At 38.0% G+C, this 16,927-nt stretch carries 13 protein-coding genes and 1 pseudogene; 9 read left to right on the plus strand and 5 right to left on the minus strand.

All coding sequences use genetic code 11. The features are described from left to right. Positions 1-24 precede the first annotated feature (24 nt). Both COB47_RS01130 and COB47_RS01135 read left to right on the plus strand, forming a co-directional pair. Positions 25-1,011: pseudogene (locus tag COB47_RS01130) on the plus strand (glycoside hydrolase family 5 protein). A gap of 197 nt (positions 1,012-1,208) precedes the next feature. Then, positions 1,209-1,682, plus strand: a complete 474-nt coding sequence (locus COB47_RS01135) for a VanZ family protein (protein ID WP_013289592.1) — start codon at positions 1,209-1,211, stop codon at positions 1,680-1,682. Between the two features lie 25 nt (positions 1,683-1,707). Here the strand turns inward: COB47_RS01135 and COB47_RS01140 are convergent, their stop codons facing one another. The 5 genes from COB47_RS01140 to COB47_RS01155 are packed head-to-tail and all read right to left on the minus strand — an operon-like array spanning position 1,708 to position 5,180. Beyond that, positions 1,708-2,199, minus strand: a complete 492-nt coding sequence (locus COB47_RS01140) for a hypothetical protein (RefSeq protein WP_013289593.1) — start codon at positions 2,197-2,199, stop codon at positions 1,708-1,710. A 5-nt stretch (positions 2,200-2,204) separates the two neighbouring features. After that, entirely contained in the window at positions 2,205-3,716 is a 1,512-nt protein-coding gene (locus COB47_RS01145; RefSeq protein WP_013289594.1) for a TrkH family potassium uptake protein, read from the minus strand. A 30-nt stretch (positions 3,717-3,746) separates the two neighbouring features. Then, on the minus strand, positions 3,747-3,878 hold the full coding sequence (locus COB47_RS12735; protein ID WP_013289595.1) for a hypothetical protein: 132 nt from the start codon (positions 3,876-3,878) through the stop codon (positions 3,747-3,749). A 19-nt stretch (positions 3,879-3,897) separates the two neighbouring features. Then, positions 3,898-4,563, minus strand: coding sequence for an NAD-binding protein (locus COB47_RS01150; RefSeq protein ID WP_013289596.1), 666 nt, complete (start codon positions 4,561-4,563; stop codon positions 3,898-3,900). Further along, positions 4,560-5,180: a potassium channel family protein gene (locus COB47_RS01155; RefSeq protein WP_013289597.1), complete on the minus strand. Its 621-nt coding sequence runs from the start codon at positions 5,178-5,180 to the stop codon at positions 4,560-4,562. Before COB47_RS01155 ends, COB47_RS01150 begins: the two co-directional genes overlap by 4 nt. Before the next feature lie 140 nt (positions 5,181-5,320). Here COB47_RS01155 and COB47_RS01160 point away from each other — a divergent pair, with 140 nt between their 5' ends. From COB47_RS01160 to COB47_RS01190, 7 genes are all read left to right on the plus strand, one after another. Continuing rightward, positions 5,321-7,063: a SpoIID/LytB domain-containing protein gene (locus COB47_RS01160; protein WP_013289598.1), complete on the plus strand. Its 1,743-nt coding sequence runs from the start codon at positions 5,321-5,323 to the stop codon at positions 7,061-7,063. Next, complete coding sequence (gene queA / locus COB47_RS01165) at positions 7,060-8,100, plus strand: tRNA preQ1(34) S-adenosylmethionine ribosyltransferase-isomerase QueA (protein WP_013289599.1); 1,041 nt, start codon at positions 7,060-7,062, stop codon at positions 8,098-8,100. The genes COB47_RS01160 and queA overlap by 4 nt, the downstream gene beginning before the upstream one ends. 94 nt (positions 8,101-8,194) lie before the next feature. Next, positions 8,195-8,812 (plus strand): hypothetical protein, encoded by a 618-nt coding sequence (locus COB47_RS01170; protein ID WP_013289600.1) that lies wholly within the window; start codon positions 8,195-8,197, stop codon positions 8,810-8,812. Between the two features lie 101 nt (positions 8,813-8,913). Continuing rightward, entirely contained in the window at positions 8,914-10,374 is a 1,461-nt protein-coding gene (locus COB47_RS01175; protein WP_013289601.1) for a TIGR02677 family protein, read from the plus strand. A gap of 22 nt (positions 10,375-10,396) precedes the next feature. Continuing rightward, a complete protein-coding gene (locus COB47_RS01180) occupies positions 10,397-11,620 on the plus strand; it encodes a TIGR02678 family protein (protein ID WP_013289602.1) in 1,224 nt (407 codons plus the stop codon). After that, complete coding sequence (locus COB47_RS01185) at positions 11,604-15,656, plus strand: TIGR02680 family protein (protein ID WP_013289603.1); 4,053 nt, start codon at positions 11,604-11,606, stop codon at positions 15,654-15,656. Before COB47_RS01180 ends, COB47_RS01185 begins: the two co-directional genes overlap by 17 nt. Then, a complete protein-coding gene (locus COB47_RS01190; RefSeq protein WP_013289604.1) occupies positions 15,653-16,915 on the plus strand; it encodes a TIGR02679 domain-containing protein in 1,263 nt (420 codons plus the stop codon). The genes COB47_RS01185 and COB47_RS01190 overlap by 4 nt, the downstream gene beginning before the upstream one ends. The last annotated feature ends 12 nt before the right edge of the window (positions 16,916-16,927 follow it).

Consider the following 16,927-nt stretch of genomic DNA (forward strand, 5'->3'; position numbering starts at 1 on the left):
TGCAGAGCAAGGAGGTTGGAAAGATTGAACAAGCTACCAAGGTACAAAGGTTTTAACCTTCTGGGACTTTTTGTCCCTGGCAGAATCTTAGGATTTTTTGAGGATGACTTTAAATGGATGAGCGAATGGGGGTTTAACTTTGCGCGAATCCCCATGAACTACAGAAACTGATATATTGAGGGCAGCGCAGATATAAAAGAAGAGATTTTGCAGATGATTGACAAGGTAATTGAGTGGGGAGAAAAGTACAAAATCCATACATGTCTTAACATTCACGGTGCACCGGGCTACTGTGTTAACGAAAAAACAAAACAGGGATACAATCTCTGGAAAGATAAAGAACCTCTTGAACTTTTTGTATCTTACTGGCAGACATTTGCAAAACGGTACAAGGGTATATCATCGAAAATTTTAAGCTTTAATCTTTTAAATGAACCGAGAGCTTTTTCAGACTATGAAATGACAAAAGAGGATTTTATACGTGTTATGACATATACAACACAGAAAATAAGAGAGATTGACAAGGAACGACTTATTATAGTAGATGGTGTTGATTATGGTAATGAACCGGTTATGGAACTTACAAATCTTGGTGTTGCGCAAAGCTGCAGAGTATATATCCCATTTGAAATAAGCCACTGGGGGGCAGAGTGGGTTGAGGGTAGCCAAAATTTTAAAAAACCTTCATGGCCACTTGTGCGCGAAAATGGTGAGGTTGTAGACAAGGCATATTTAAAAAGACATTACGAGAAGTGGGCAAGGCTTATGTCGTTTGGAGTTGGAGTTATCTGCGGCGAGGGAGGGGCATATAAGTACACCCCTCATGAAGTTGTTATAAGTTGGCTTTCAGATGTTCTTGAAATTTTAAAAGAGTTTGACATTGGCATTGCACTTTGGAATTTGAGAGGTCCATTCGGAATAATCGATTCAGGAAGAGAAGATGTGGAATATGAAGATTTTTATGGCCACAAGCTTGACAGAAAACTTTTAGAGCTTTTGCAAAGATTTTGATTCTAAATAACCATGGTTTTTAGTTTCGCTTCAAAAAAGGGACGCTTTTTTGTATTCTGGTAAAAGCACCTAAAATCTATATAGAAATTTTCGCACCTTGGTGTATGGAAGGTTTTTCACTGCAGCGTTATAATAAAAATTATAATATAACTTTACCAAGGCATATAAGCTGCAAATAAAAGAGGAGAAGAGCTAATTTGAACTCAAACATAAAACTTTACATAAGATGGGTGCTTGTATTTTTGTGGATGGCAGTAATTTTTTATTTTTCTTCCCAGGAAGGGGTAATCTCTCATCAAAAAAGTTTTTCGGTGGCAGCTTTGTGTGAGAGGATAGTTGAATTTTTTGCAGGAAAAGATATAATCACAGATGCAAACAGAAAAAGTTTTGAATTTTGTGTAAGAAAACTTGCACACGTCACAGAGTACTTTGTGCTTTGCATGCTATTTTACAGAGCTTTTCTTGCAGGAGGAAATGGCCATAAAAAATCTGCTGCAAAGAGCTTTATATTTTCTTTTCTTTATGCTGTAACAGATGAAATTCACCAGATATTTGTTGCAGGAAGAGGTCCAAGCCCGGTTGATGTTGGGGTTGATACAATTGGAATGTTCTTGTATCTGTTCCAGAGGATGCTCAAAGAAAAGATTAAAAAAGGGCTGAGTGATGTATAATACCCAAAAAACTTCCCAGCCCTTTTTACCACTTGTTTTTGAAGACAACCCACATAAGAAAACTTCCTAAGGAAAATATCAGTATTGCAAAAGCTGCCTTTGTCTTATTAATCTGTTCTTGCATTTTATATCCTCTTTTTACTATTTGCACTTGCAGAGCATGTATATCAGTATCACCACCGTGAACTTTACAACTTCTATTAAATATTCCTTTTACCAAAACAATATCGCCCTTTACGAGATACCTGCCCAAATACCTTATTTTTTTCGCATCTTCGTATTTCATAAACACTCCAATTGCATTTTGTCCATCGTGTATATTTACCCATGCATATTTTTCTCTTTTCATTACCTCACCAATTGCTTCGCCTTGAAACTCCACAATTTTACCGTCATATTTGAAACTGTTATTGAGCAAGGTTATGCTGTCTACAGGTTTTGCAAATGCATAGTAGAACAAACATATCAGATTTACAAAAATCAATATTGTCAGTAACAATATTTTCCTTAGTATCATCTTTTTTATCCTTCCTTTGCTTCTTTGAATAGGAATGCAAAAAGTGCAATTACAGACATGAACTCAAGCCTTCCCACCCACATCATAAAGATGTAGATTATTTTAAGGGCATCTGGCATGGAAGGCTGGGTAATTCCAATTGAAAGTCCAACGTTGCCAAGTGCTGAGGCAGATTCAAACATTGCAGCCTTCAAAGGATAACCAAAAAACGTGCCTACCAGTGTCCCGAAAGCAAATGTTGCAATATACAAAAGTGTTATAATAGAAACATTTCGAACGTGCCTGTCCTGCAATGTGACCTCTTTTAGGTGATGAAACTTTTCCACGACAACCGCTGAGTCAGGCTTTATCATCTTTTTTATGTCATTTACAAGAGCATTTGCAAGGATTGCAATTCTGAGCGCTTTTATACCACCTGCTGTTGAGCACACAGACCCACCAGCTAACATTGCAATAACCAAAAGGATTATCGCTGCATCTGACCATTCATAGAAAAATTGCTGTGAGTAAAGGGTTGCAAACCCTGTGCCTGTGTGAGCAGAAATAAAATGGTAAAAAGTTTTTCTAAATGAAATTTCGCTACTTGAATAAACACCTCTCAAAGCAAATGCACCAAGAAGGCTAAGGATGGTGATTGTTGTAAAAAGGCTTTTTATCTCAGCATTTTTAATACCTTCTCTGTAATTTCCAGTGAGGATAAAATAGTGAAGAGCAAAGTTTATTGTTCCTAAAATCATAATGGTCATAGATATAATCTCATATGAAAGACTATGGAAATACATTGCATTTTGAGACTGTGGAGCAAACCCTGCTGTGTCCCAGCCACCAAGAAACATCCACAGCCCTCTGAAAAATGCCATGTCCAAAGGAAGACCTATTAAAACTCCATTTATTGTCAAAGCCAAAGTCCCCAAAACAAGGTATAAAAGGCTCACAGACCAGATTATCCTTGCTGTGTGCATAACGTTTGGGAATATCTGCTCATCTCTTGCCTCGCCCATGTACACCTTTAAAAGTCCACGCATACCCGAGGCAAGAAAGCTCAAGGTCATAAGTACCATGCCCTGTCCGCCGATATAACATATTAAATGCCTCCACATATTAAGTCCCATTGGTGCATGGTCCAAGTCCTGAATGAGAACGAGACCTGTTGTTGTGTATCCGCTCATGACTTCAAAGCACGCATCTAAGTATGAAGCAAAATGGCCCGAAAGATAAGGTGGCACAGCTGAAATTAGTGCGCTAAGTGCCCAGGTTAAAGCCACCATGCTCATTCCAGCGCCCCACGAAAACCTTTCTTCTTTTGTGTCCCTTCCGATAAAGATAAATATAAAACTTACAATAAAAAATAGTCCAATACCTATCATAAGATTAAATAACATGTTCCACTCACGGTATAAAAGCGATGTTATAGCGGCAACTATTTCTACCATACCAATTGCACTTAAAGTTTTTCCTGTCATATAAAGAACATGTCTGAGCTCTATATGACCTTCTTTGAATTTGGTTTTATACATCTTGTTCAGCCCTCTCTGTAGTCTTTTTTATTATTTACCACTCAAGATGTAGGGCAGTAAAGTAACAATAGCGCCTGCTACAATAAAGCTCAAGGCAAGTCCAACTTCTACTACTACACCAATGAAAATGGTTCTAAAACTTTTTTCTTTTTTCTTCAGCATCTGAAACATCACCTTCTATTTATTTTGAGGTTATAAGCCTCTTGAATTCTCTTTTGTCTTTTTCGCTCACAATGACAAGCAAGGTGTCACCCGGCAAAATTATGCTGTCTCCAGACGGCACAAATGTCTCGTTTTCTCTCATGATAGCACCTATTATACTCTCTTTGGGGAACGGGACCTCTGCAATCTTTTTGTTTGCAGCAGGAGAATTTTGCTGAACAACCGCCTGAAAAACTATTATCTCCCCATTTTTCAATGTGGCAAGGACAGAAAGAGGTTCTATTTCAACCTCATGCTCAATTATCTTTGCGATGATGTCTGTTGAGGATATCACATTGTCAACACCAAGTCTTTTCATCACGTTTATGTTTTTTGGATTGTTCGCCCTTGCTATGGTTCTTTTTACCTCAAATACCTTCTTTGCAAGCTGGCAGGATATGAGATTGTCCTCATCCTTTCCAGTTACGGCAATAAAAAAGTCGCACCTGTGAACCTTTGCATCAGAAAGGATGTCCAAAGAGGTTCCATCACCTTCTATCACAGTCACATTCGAAAACTCTTCGGCGACTTTTCTGCACAGTTCTGGCTGCTGTTCAATCACTGTGATGTGATACCTTCCTCTTTCAGCTAAAAGCTTTGTCAAGAAATATCCTACCTTTCCACCGCCTACAATGACAACTCTCATTGATTCACCTTCTTTTCAGCAATCACCAAGATATCATTTTCCTGAAGTCTTATGTTTTTATTCTTGAAATAAAAGTGTTCGTTTCGGATTATTCCAAAAAGATAACAGTTTTCAGGAAGTATTATTTTATCCAGACCCTTTCCAATATCATCTCTTTTTGGTGTAACATATTTAAAAAACACATCGTCCTTGCCAAATCTGTGCTTATGTCTTATCTCACGAGAAAGAAGAATTGATTTTATATACTCAACAGCCAAGGTTGTAGGACAGATTGTTTCAAGTCCAAGAGAGTGGAAGATATCTTCTCTCAGCGGGTCATAAATTCTTGCTATTACCTTTGGCACGTTATAAATTTCTTCAGCTATCTGAGCAGCCATTATGTTTGTACTGTCATCAGGAGTAACTGCTGCCAACGCGTCAGCCTTTTCTATTCCTGCCTGTTTTAAAACATCTTCATCAATCACAACCCCCTGGATTTTCATGCCGTTAAAGTCAGGTCCAAGTCTTTCAAAGTTTTTAGCGTCAGAGTCTATCACAACAACATCATGCCCCTCATCAGAAAGAGACTTTGCAAGTGTTGAACCTACTTTTCCACATCCCACGACTATTATATACAATTTTTCTACACCCCTACTTGATATTACCTTTAAAAATTCATAGATTAAATTATATTCCTTTTGCAATAGACTCACAAGAGGGATTTTGGTAGAATAAAATTAATAAGCACAAAATCATTGCAGCAAAAAGGAGAGAAAAAATGGTTAAAAAACTTTTATGCGGGGCAATAGCAATTGTCTTATTTGTAGTTTTTTCTTCAATTAATATATTACCCGCATTTTCACAAACTCAAATTCCGGAGTGGATAAGAATAGGAGTGTTTTATGCTGATACATACAAAAAATCAAGCCCGGTGGATTCTGTAAAAATTGAGGCAAAAGGAAGCCTTTTTTTGGCTATTTCTGATGACAAAAACTTTATTACAATTGCTGATACACAAAAAAATAGTCTCACAGTTTCAAAGGATGTATACAAAAAGAATGGTCAGGAAGGGTCAAATTATCATGTGGCAGTTGGAAGGTATATTTCATACAAAACAGCAGAGAATAGCTTAAAAAGTTTTTCTTCATTCAAAGATGCCTTTGTGGGGTTTGTAAATGGTGGATATAGCATATTGATTGGCTGTTTTGACAATATAAACGATGCAAAAGAGCTGGTGTCAAAACTTTCTGGCGCAACCATTTATTCTTCAGAGACTATGGTGCTTGTAAAAGATGATAGTGGCAAAATACTTTTTGGATTTGACGGGCAAAATACCAAGTTTTTAATGCTGATTCCACAAAAACAAAACGGTATTGAGAGAATAAAGATAGGTGACAGATGGTTTAGGGGAAGGACTGAGTTTAAGAGAATAAAAGGTAGTGATATGACAGTTATAAATGTCACAAAGCTTGAAGAGTATCTGTATGGCGTTATCAGGATGGAGATTGACCCGCTGTGGCCAATGGAAGCTGTAAAGGCGTTTGCGGTGATTGCCCGAACATATGCTGTGAGAAACCTTGGCAAACACCAATCAATTGGTTTCGACCTGTGCCCGACAGACCACTGTCAGGTATATGGCGGTGCAGTCGATGGCACATATGGCGAAAAACAGGCAATTGCAGCTGTTGACTCAACAAGAGGTGAGATTATAACATACAAAGGCAACCCGATTGATGCTGTGTATTTTTCGTCAACAGGCGGCATTCCCACAGAAGATTCTGAAAATGTTTGGAGGTATCCTGTTGAGTATTTGAGGTCTGTTGACAACTCTAAAGAGGCAAAAAATTCAAAGTCGTCGTGGCTATTTCAGTTTACCAAAGATGAGATAAAAAATATGCTCAAAAAAAGGAACATAGACATTGGTGATATTTTGGACGTTCAGGCGGTTGAGTATACAAAGGCAGGAAGAGTTTTGAGGCTAAAAATTATCGGCACAAAAGGCGAATATGAGTGTCAAAAAGAGGCAACACGGCTTTTATTTGGTCTTTACAGCCAGGCATATACAATTGCGACTGATGCGGATGTTGCTGTGGTAGATAGCAATGGGAAGGTGAAAAAAGTGAGAATAAGCGGTCAAAAGATTTTGTTCGAGGATGGAAGTGTAAAAAAAGCAGTGGTTGCTGGGCAGAAGCAGAATTTTGAGGAAACTGAAAAGCTTTTGCCACAAACTGCTGAAAGTGTGTATCTTTCGATATATGATGAGGTGTATCAGTCTGAAGATGTTGGTGGTTTTGAAACAGAAGGTCAGACATATTCACAGCACTATATAGATGTAGTAAATCCAGAGGGTAGCATTGACAAGGTGCCACTTGTTCCTACCACTTACACATTCAATGGCAAGGGCTGGGGACATGGTGTTGGAATGAGCCAGTGGGGTGCAAAGGGCCTTGCTGAAAGTGGTTATAATTATAAGCAGATTATAAAACACTATTACACAGGAGTTGAGATTGAAAAAGGATGAGAAAATGGAAACTCAGCGACTTTCACTATGACCTACCAGATGAGCTGATTGCACAAAAACCTGTAGAGCCACGGGATAACTCAAGACTTATGGTTATTTTGCCAGACGGTACAATCGAGCACAGAATTTTCCGCGATATAGTTGAATACTTAAATGAAGGTGACTGTCTTGTTCTCAACAACTCAAAGGTCATACCTGCACGCTTGATTGGGCAGAGGGAAGACACTGGCAGTTTTATAGAGTTTTTACTTGTAAAAAGGCTTGACATAAACACATGGGAGGTCATGACACGGCCGGGCAAAAAAGCGCGAAGAGGAAGAAAATTTGTATTTGGCAATGGAGAGCTTAAAGCCGAGGTTTTGCATGTAAATCAAGATGAAGGTACTAGAATTGTAAGGTTCTATTATGAAGGGGTGTTTGAAGAGGTTTTAGAAAAGCTGGGCAAGATTCCTCTTCCACCATATATAAAAGAAGAGCTTGAGGACTTATCAAGGTATCAGACAGTGTATAGCAAAGTGCCTGGTTCTGCTGCAGCACCGACTGCAGGTCTTCACTTTACAGAAGAGCTGCTTGAAAAAATTTCAAAAAAGGGTGTTGAGATTTTGTATGTGACACTGCACGTTGGGCTTGGAACTTTTAAGCCTGTTAAGGTTGAAAATGTGGAAGAGCACAAGATGCATGAGGAGTACTATGAGATTTCTCAGGATGTTGCAGACAGAATAAATAGAGCAAAAGAGCTTGGAAAAAGAGTCATTGCGGTTGGAACGACATCGTGCAGAGTTTTAGAGTCGTGCAGCGATGAAGCAGGAAGAGTAAAAGCACAGAAAGGCTGGACTAATATCTTCATCTATCCCGGGTATAACTTTAAAGTGCTTGACGGGCTTGTGACAAACTTTCATCTTCCAGATACAACCTTGATGATGCTTGTGTGTGCATTTGGTGGGTATGAAAGAATCATGAATGCATACAAGATTGCAGTTGACATGCGATACAGGTTCTTCAGTTTTGGAGATGCAATGCTAATATTGAGAAGATGAATTTGTTTACAGTAGACAAAAAATTTGTTAATTTACAATTAATAGGTGTTAGTATATAATAATTTTAAAGCCCGGTAAGAGGAGTTGTTATAATATGGATGAGATTAAACAAATGTTAACTCTTGTCTTAGAAAAGGTTGACAGCATTGATAAAGGCTTAGAAGAAGTAAAACAAAGACTTGACAGGGTGGAGGAAAGACTTGATAGAGTAGAGGAAAGACTTAACAGGGTAGAAGAAAGGCTTGACATGGTTGAACAAAGACTTGATGCAGTGGAACGAAGGCTTGATGCAGTAGAGCAAAGACTTGATGCGGTAGAACAAAGGCTTGATGCAGTGGAGCAAAGACTTGATACAGTGGAACAAAGGCTTGGCAATCTTGAGAAGAGGGTTGACAGGCTTGAGGTTGAGACAACCAAGAACTCTGTTATGCTCGAAGATCTCAAAAGAAAGCTTGAGCTTATGGCAGAGATACAGCAGTCTCACTTTGAGCAGGACAGGCGTGAACATGAAGAGTTGAGAAAGTATGTTGATGGAAGGTTTGTTGTGCTTGAATTTGCTGTAAGGCAGATCTCAAGTAACCTGGAGGAAATGAAGAAAGATTTAAAAGAGCTCAAAGAAAATAGAGTAAAGGTGGAAGTATTTTACGAGATTTTGGGCAGGCATGAGGTTGAAATCAGCAATCTCAAAAAAGCTGTGTTTTCAACAAATTAGAAGGAGAGGGGCTGTACGTGAAAAATGTTTCAGCCCCTTTTTTGTTTGATAAGATGTGATATAATTTAAGAGAAGATTTTGATGGAAGGTAGAACTTTAAGATGATAAACTTCCAAGCTCCGCTTTTGGGAAAACTCAAATATTTTGAGTACCTCACAGCGCCTAACTCAGAAAGATACAGAACAATCATGAGATACTGTTTTTTGTGCCATTTAGAGTACAAAAACAGACTTACAAAAGAGGAAATTTTCACGTTTTTAAAAAGTTTTCCACAGTTTGCAGACTACACTGAACAGATGTGCGAACAGGATTTGAAAAACCTTGTTGAGTGGGGTAATTTAAATTCAATCCAGGATACGTCAAAGACCAGGACTGTTGAAGAGTTCAGGAACAAAAGATTTTTGTATGAACTTACACCTATAGGACTCAGGATTGAAAGGTTTTTGTTTGAACTTGAAACTCAAGAAGACACAAAAGCAGAGCTAAATCCCAAACACGTTGAAAAGATTTATTTTTTGCTTCAGCATGTGGACAGTATATTGCAAGACCCGCAAAAAAGAGCAGTTGACTGGTGGGACGAGCTAACAAGATCATTTGAAGAGATTGAAAAGAGCTATTCAGAGTATATTTCAATGTTAAAGTCGTACGAAGCTGAAAATCTCATGCTCAAGGAAAAGTTTTTGGACTACAAGTCAAAGCTTGTACAGTACCTGTACAACTTCTATGTCATCTTCCAGAACTATCTTCCACGGATAAGATCTACCTTTTTGTCATTGGAAGAGTCTAAAATAGAAAAGCTCTTGAATTACATAATCGCCCAGGAAAAAGAGCATCCCAAAAACATATTCAGAGATCCAGAGAGCATAGAAAGAAATATAAAAGCAAGATTCGACAACATAAAACTCTGGTTTGTCGCGTCACACGGTCAGGCAGAAAAACTTTCTGACCAGATCCAGGGGCTTATAAGAAGGGTGTCTGACCTTGCAGCAAGGCTTTCGGAGCTGTCAAGTGTCAAAGTAAACAGGCAGGAGGAGTTCAAGCACTTGGCAAAAATCTTCTCAAGCCTTGATTTGGCGACATGTCACAAGCTTTCTGCAGTTGTGTTTGGTGTGCTTTTGCCACGATACATTGCAGCCGAGGAAAAGAGACAGAGCGAGCTTGCAAGCCTTAGCATTCTTGACGTGCCACCGATGAAAAGCTTGCTTAGGTCAAGAGGAAGGCTTGTGAGGGAAAAAAGCAGGGTTTTACCGGCATCTGAATTTTCTGAAGACAAGAAGAAAAGGTTTGAGGAGTATAAAAAGAAGATTGAAGAGGAAGAAAAGCTTGTTGCTGAGCTTATAAAAGATGGAAGGATTGAGTTTGAAAGCCTTCCTGTTTTGACTCCACATGTGAGGAAAAAACTTCTTGTATGGCTCTCACGAGGACTTTCGTCAGGTTTTGGGAATACAGATTCAGGGAAAAGATTTAAAGTTGTAAGACCGAAAGATGATAGGCGCTGTGTTTTAAGGTCAACAGATGGTGAGCTTGAGATGCCGGCGTATGTAATTGAGTTTGTTGAGTAAAGAAAGGCAGGAAAGTAGGAAGATGAAAAGTACTCTTTTGAAGCTACTTAGCAACTTTTGGATTTTGAAAGAAAATGACGTGGAAAGCTATTATGAGTGCAAAAACATTGACAAAGAGTTAAAAGACTTTATAGTTTCCAAGCTGGGACTGAAATTTTATGCCACATCTGACATGGTCAGACTTGAAAAGGTACCGCTTGTCCCAAGAGAGTACATGGGAATTTTGGACTTTGAAGAGCCGAAAGACTATGTATTCTTCTGTCTTGTTCTTGCGTTTTTAGAGGACAAGGGCAAAGACACTCAATTTTTGCTTGAGGATATCACGCAGTATATACGGTCGAATTTTCCTGGTGAGGAAATTGACTGGACTATGTATTCTGACAGAAGGTCACTTATTAGAGTGCTTAAATTTTGCGAAAAGATGGGACTTATCAAGATAGATGATGGCAATCAAGAGTTGTTTGTGGAAAGAGCTGATGTAGATGTACTTTATGAATCAACAGGGCTATCAAAGTACTTTATGAGGATATTTCCCAAAAGCCTTGTTGAGTATTCGTCAGTCGAAGAGATTTTAAATAGCGAGTTTGAGTTTACAAATGGACTTTCTGACCAAATCACTGATATAAAGAGAATAAAAGCCTACAGAGGGCTTTTGATAGATGGCATTGTAGATTTTGAGAGTGAAGCACCACTTTATTACATTAAAAAGCAAAAGACAACTATTTTACAGGACCTTGAAAAGTTTGTACCAGAGCTTGAGCTTCACCTGTTCAAGTCGTTTGCCTACCTTAGCGTTGAAGGTAACTACAAGTATACCTATCCTGACGATTCGAACCTGTGCGATGTGTTGCTTTTGTGCTCAAGAGAACTTCTTGAAAGGGTTGAAAAAGGAGAGCTAAGATTTTTGTCTGCACATGAGATGCTTGAAATTTCGCTTGACCATTTTAAGCTAATTGTGGAGGATGTCAAGAAAAAATACGGACATTTTTGGAACAAGGAGTGGAGGGAAAAATCAACAGAGAAAATATTTGAAGAACTTTTAGAGTTTTTGCAGCTTCACAATTTTGCAAAGACAAATGACGATGGATATCTTGTCATATCTCCTATTTTTTTTAGGATTGTTGGTGAATATCAGGATTATGAGACGAATAGTCAGCTTTCCGAAAAAGATAATAGTAATGAGAAAGTTTTTGAGGATATAAATGTAGATGGAGGTTTTCATTTTGAAGATGAGCAAGGAAAATAGATGGGTGCTCAGCAGAGCCGGAGTTTTCAACTACTGGTACTATGACGAGGAGTATTTTGATTTTTACGATGGCAGGATGCTTATTCGTGGTCCTAATGCTTCAGGCAAGTCTGTCACAATGCAAAGTTTTATTACTCTGCTTTTAGATGGCAACTATCATCCGTCACGACTTGACTCTTTCGGGTCAAATGCGCGAAAACTTGAAGATTATGTCCTTGGCGAGCAGGGACCAGGTCAGAAAAACGAGGCAATAGCCTATCTTTTTCTTGAGTTTAAAAGACAAAATGTATTTGTATCCGTAGGCATGGGAATAAGGGCAAAAAGAGGCACAAGCACTGATACGTGGTATTTTGTTCTAACAGACGGAAGAAGGTTTGGGATTGACATCTTCTTTTATGAAAAAATAGGCGACCAAAAAATTCCACTTACCAAGAAGAAGTTTGAAAACCTCATAGGAGACGGCGGCAAGGTATTTTCAAGCAGAAAGGATTATATGGAAGAAGTCAACAAAATTTTGTTCGGTTTTGAGAACATAGAAGACTTTGAGAATTTGATAGACTTGATTGTTCGAATAAGAACCCCAAAACTTTCGAGGGATATAAAACCTGACACTGTTTGCAGGATGCTGCAAGAGTCGCTTCCTGCCCTGTCTGAGTCAGACTTGCGTAGCCTTTCTGACTCCATAGAAAACATGGACAAGATTCAAACAGAGCTGAAAAATCTTGAAATTATAAAAGATGTGCTGGAAAAGTTAAAAAAGGTTTATGATGAGTACAACCAGCTGTTGCTTGCACAGAGTATATTTAGAGTGGTTGAGAGCAGCAAAGAGTACTATAGCCTCAAAAAAGAGCTTGAAAATACTCAAACTGAACTTGAAAAAAATAGTAAGTTGAAAGCTCAAATAGAAGAAAAAATAGAAGATCTTAAAAAAGAGCAAGAGTCTTTAAGTTTTAGGCTTGAAAACATAAAAGAAAGTGATGTGTTCAAGCTTCAGACAGAGCTTTCAACCATTGAAGAAGAGCTCAAAAACATCGAAAGCCAGAAAACCAAAAAGATTTCGCAGCTAAATGCAGCTTCTCAGAAGCTTGAAAAGGAAAGACAGGAATTAAAAGCTTTAGAAGAGGATTTGGAAAAGTGCAGAAAGAGAATAAAGGATTATATAGATGAAGGGAAGTTACTTGTTGAGTTCATAGGTTTTCAGAGATTCTTGGAAACGCTGGATATGTATCTTCTTCAAAACGGCAGTCTTGATATTTTAAAAGAGGAGCTTTCCTCTTTCTTATCTCAAGTTGAGATTGTTTTAAAAAACTATGAAAAGCTGAGTGAAATTAAGAAAGATTTAGATGATCTTTATAGAAATCTTGACCGCAACAGGACAGAAGCACAAAAAGTAGAAGAAGAAATTCAAAATCTTCTTTTTCAGCTTGAGGATGTAAAAAATAGCTTAAAGAACGCCATTTCCATCTACTTTGAGCAAAATGAGGTGTTTAAGGCTCAGGATGAACAAAAAACAGTGATATTCCAGGCGATAAATAGTTGTGAGAAAAAAGGAGATTATGGCAGAATATACTCAATCTTAGATGATATTTATAACTTTCATTACCTTGCTATCTCAGACACAATAAGAAGGCTTGAATTTGAGATAGAAACGTTAAATAGCCAAATTAAAGCTAAAAAAGAAGAGATTGAAAAAATTAAAAGCCAGAAGGATGACGAGATTATACTCTCGCCTCAGCAGAAGAAGGTAAGAGATAGGCTATTGCAAAAAGGGGTTCCATTTATTCCGTTTTATATGGCTGTGGATTTCAAAGATGGTGTGGATGAGAGAAAGAAAGCCATCATTGAAGATGCGCTGAGTTCCCTTGGGATTTTAAACGCCTTGATTGTCCCAGAAAAATACAAAGATGTTCTTTCAGATCTTATGGATGATGAAAAAGAAATGATTCTAATTTCAAAACCTGCGTATTTTTCGCATCTACTGAACCAGTTTTTAGAAGTTGCCAACTTTGATGGACCTATTGAGCTAAAACAGGAAGTGGCAGCTGTGATTGACAGTATCTTTGCCACCGAAAAAGACGATGGCATTTACATCTGCGAGGATGGAAGGTTTGGCAGCGGAATTTTAAAAGGTAGAACAACCACGTGCGAAAATGCAAGGTTTATTGGTATTGAAAATAGAAGAAGGTACAGGCAGATGCTCATATCACAGCTTGAAGACGAAATACAAAAGATTTCACTTGAATTAGAGGGCAAAAAGCAGGAGAAAAATGTACAGAAAACTTTGCTTGAAAAGCTAAAAGAGGAGAGAAACAGTTTTCCTTCAATGGTTGACCTTGACACTGCATTTGAGATGATTGAGGAGAGAGAAAACCACAAATCAAAACTTCAAAAAGAGATAGAGTTTTTAGAAAAGAAGATAAGAGAACTTTTGGGAAGAGAAAATAGTTTAAAGCATGAGATTTCTGTCATTGCAACAAAGCTTTCTGTCACGGCGACAAGAGACAACTTTTTGAAGCTCAGGCAAGAGGCACAAAAACTTGAAAGGTTGCTCTTTGTTCTGGAAAAAGAGACTGAGATGGAGAAAGTGGTTTCAAACTCTGCAACCACAAAGAAAAAGCTGATTTTACAGATAGAAGAAAGCCTGCAGAGCTTAAGTTTAGACCTTCAAAACTTGAAGGCAAGATGGGAAAACCTAGATGTAAGAAGAACTGAAATTGTAAGAAGACTTTCAAGCGACGATGCACAAAAACTTTTTGAAGAGGAAAAAAGAGCTATACAGCGTCTTAATAGTATTCCGAAAGAGATAGAAGATTTCAACAAAAGTCTGCAGGAAACAATTGCAAAAATATCACAGCTTGAGACTTTGATTGAGATAAAAGGCTTACACCTTGAAAAGGCTAAAGAAGAATATTCAAATAGCCTTGAGATACTAAAGATTGAACTTGGTTTTGGTTTTGTATTCCGAGAAGAAAACCTTGAAGATGAGAAAAGGCTTTTAGAGTTTGCAAAGGAAAAAAGTAGCTTTGCCAGTGAGTTTAAATCTAAGGATTTGAACCAGGTTTTGCAAAGGCTCATATCGGCACACTATGCGGCACAGGTGCAGCTTGCAGAGTTTGGAGCAAATCTTTATCTTAAAGAGGATGATAAAACTGGTTATGCAAGATATTTATGGACAGCAAAGAAGGATGGGCGACTGCTTTCGTTTTATGAGTTTTTGGAGAAAATAGAATCTGAAATAATCGAGAAGAAAAATCTTATCACCCAGCAGGAAAGAGAGCTTTTTGAAGAGGTTTTGATAAAAGACATAGGGCGAAGAATCTCAAGTAAGATAATGCTTGCTCAGGACTGGGTAAAGAGAATGAATGCGCTGATGGACGGCATGGACTTGTCAGGTGCTCTTAAGTTCAGACTTTCGTGGGAGCAGAAAAAGCAGGAACTTGAAGATGAGCTTTCAACTGCGGAGTTGATAGGACTCATGAGCAAAGACTTGTCTATTGCAACTGATGAAGACAAACAAAAGGTTGTGAGACACTTCAGGGCACGTATTGAAAGAGCAAAAAGACTTCAGGACTCACCCGACAGTTTTCGAAGTCTTTATGAGATAATGAAAGAGATTTTGGATTACAGGCAGTGGTTTGAGTTCAGGCTCTATTATCAAAGAGGTATGGAAAACAAAAGAGAGCTTACAAACAACGCATACGACAAGTTTTCTGGTGGCGAAAAAGCACTTTCCATTTATGTTCCACTTTTAGCAGCTCTTTGTGCAAAGTACCAGAGCGCTGCAAGTTTTGCACCGCGCATAATTGCGCTTGATGAGGCGTTTGCTGGCGTTGATGAGAACAACATTGAAAAGATGTTTGAACTTATTGAAAATCTTGAATTTGACTATATTATGAACTCTCAGATTCTGTGGGGAGATTACAAAACAGTGCCAGGTCTTTGCATTTATGAACTTATTTCAGACCGAAGCAAAGGCTGTGTTCTCAAAGTAAAATACATCTGGAACGGGTACAAGAAGGTGTTGGTGGAGATATGAGCGATAAAAAGCTTTTACAAGAGTGCATAGAATACTTTTCGCACAAGGGTTTTTCGCGTGTGCTGGAGCTCATATATGATAAATACAGATCACTTGGCAGGTTTTCAGGCAGGGTTGTGCTTGAAAAGCCAGATCCAGTTGAAAAAGAGATGCTTTCGCGATATCTTGGAAGAATTATAAGCGGTGATAAAGTAGTTATCAATGTAAAAGAGTTTGCGCAAAAGAGATTTGAGCAGACCAAATTTTCTTCGCTTGATTTTAAAGATGTGCTATCACACGTATTGAAAAAAGATGTTTTGACAAAAAAAGAAGAAAAAGAAAGCAGACAAAAGCAACTTTCAAGTTTTCTTGAAAAGTTAGAAAAACAGTTGGCAAACGGCACAGATAGTGAGTGTGTATTTCAAGCTGTAAAAGAAAATTTCAAATGGTTTGAAGGGTATTTTAAGAAATATTCTGAAGAAAAGCTTTTAAGTATTTTAAGCCATAGCATAAAAGCTGCCGCAACAAAGCCAGAAAAAATTGAAAGTCTTGCAGTGTTTGCAACCAGAATAGCACATGACCCCCACTTTTTTGACGAAGACCGCGACAGTGGCAAGATATTTTTGAAGATTTTAAGCCTGCTGAAAAATGTTGAATATCCAAAGTCTTCAGAAGAAAAAGCAGAGCTTTTGTACATGCACAACATTGTCATAGATGAGCTTTCAAACTGGTGTTTAGTGTATGGTATAGGTGCAATTACAGAAAACGAAAAAGAGGACGAAGCGCTCAAAATCTTTGCTTTGCAAAAAAAGCCGGTGATTCTGCCTCTTTATACCATTAAGGATTACAAGCAGTTTTTTGGATATTCAAATAAAATTGTGGTTGTAGAAAACCCTGCTGTGTTTTCAATGCTGATGCAAGCTTGCAGTGATATTTCTCTCATTTGTACAAACGGGCAGCTAAGACTTTCTACAAAGATTTTGCTTGAAAGTCTTTGTAAAGGAGGCTTTACTATATTTTATTCAGGTGACTTTGACCCTGAAGGACTCTTGATAGCGGATAGGATTGTTCAAAACTATGGTGCTATTCCCCTTTGCCTAGATGAAGAAAGTTATCTTTTGTCTTTGTCTAATAATAGAATTTCACAAAAGAGACTTGTGATGCTCCGAAACGTAAAGAGCCCAGAGCTTTTTGATGTATGCAGTAAAATGAAAGAATTAAAGCTTTCGGGGTATCAGGAAAGGATAGTTGATAGAATTGTTGAAAAGTTAAAAAGTTAATATTTTTCGAAA

This window comes from Caldicellulosiruptor obsidiansis OB47 (assembly GCF_000145215.1).
GTDB classification, from domain to species: Bacteria; Bacillota; Thermoanaerobacteria; order Caldicellulosiruptorales; family Caldicellulosiruptoraceae; genus Caldicellulosiruptor; species Caldicellulosiruptor obsidiansis.